At 47.7% G+C, this 1174-nt stretch carries 1 protein-coding gene; it reads right to left on the bottom strand.

The genetic code is table 11. The features are described 5' to 3' along the window. Nucleotides 1–1043: IS21 family transposase (gene istA, locus C7Y69_RS21425; protein ID WP_260563963.1), on the bottom strand; the 1043-nt coding region annotated here is incomplete at its 3' end. Nucleotides 1044–1174 lie beyond the last annotated feature (131 nt).

Raw genomic sequence — 1174 nt, 5'->3', positions numbered from 1 at the left:
TGCTTTTGGTACAGCACATGGTAATCCGGCCCAACTTTGGCCCGTTTACTGTCTATGTACTCATACGTGGTGCCAGGCAATGGCATTAACGCGGGCTTATCGAGCAGTTCAAACTGCTCACGGCGAGAGCCTGGATGTAAGCGCTGCGGCCGATTATTTAACTCTTCCATTAACACTTTGCTACGTGCGTTAAGGCTCGCTAAGGTGTAAAAGCACTCCCGGCGTAATCGCATTAATATCCAGCGTTCAACAATCAGTACCGCATTTTCTGCTTTGGCCTTATCCTTCGGTTTGTAAGGTCTTGCCGGAACGATGGCGCAGCCATAATGCCGCGCCATTTTGGCGTAGTTTTCATTCATCGTGGGTGCGTAACGGTGGGCTTTGGTAACGGCTGATTTCAGGTTATCCGGCACAAGTAAACGGGGTACACCGCCAAGGTAGCGGAACGTTCTTACGTGCGCCATTATCCAGTCTTCTTCACGTTGTGAGCGGCCAGCTTCAACATACGTGTAGTTGGTCGCACCTAAAGTCGCTACAAAGATTTGTGCGTGATAACGCACTTCGCCTGTATCGGGATTAACAATAGGTACTGTCGGCCCGCAGTAGTCAATAAACAACTTGTCGCCCGCAATATGATGCTGGCGCATACTACGCTTCTGCTTTTTAAGCCATCGCTGATAATGCTCGCAAAACTGCGTGTAACCATAAGCTGACGCACTATCCTCGGCGCAATATTCTTCCCACAGTAACAGCTTAGTCATGCCTTTACGCTTCAACTCTTGCTGCATAAGCATAAAGTCAGGCAGCCGTTTTTGGCGCTGAACGGGACCAGTGTTATACAACTGAGCCTCGAGCGTTTTATCGTTGATCGCTTCCGGTAACGGCCACGATAAATCACTGGATTTAAAGCGCGAGAGTATTTCACTCACGGTTGAAGGACCGAGACTTAAGCATTGGCCGATGTCTCGATGACTTAATCCTACTTCGAATTTGAGACGCAGGACGTCTTTAATTTTTCTCATATCGGTTCTCTTTCTCGCCATGGCAGCTCGTTCCTTCAATCAAGTGATGAAGTTGAGCTTACCAATTGATTTAGTGAGAAAAAGAAGAAGATTTCGGGATTCCGATCAGTGATTTCGGAAAAACGTCATTTTTGATCGGGTAACTCCGAAAT

Origin of the sequence: Alteromonas sp. KS69 (assembly GCF_003989595.1) — a bacterium.
Taxonomy (GTDB): Bacteria; Pseudomonadota; Gammaproteobacteria; order Enterobacterales; family Alteromonadaceae; genus Alteromonas; species Alteromonas naphthalenivorans.
Note: the sequence above shows the minus strand (reverse complement) of the source record. Positions and strands in the feature narration are given on the sequence as shown.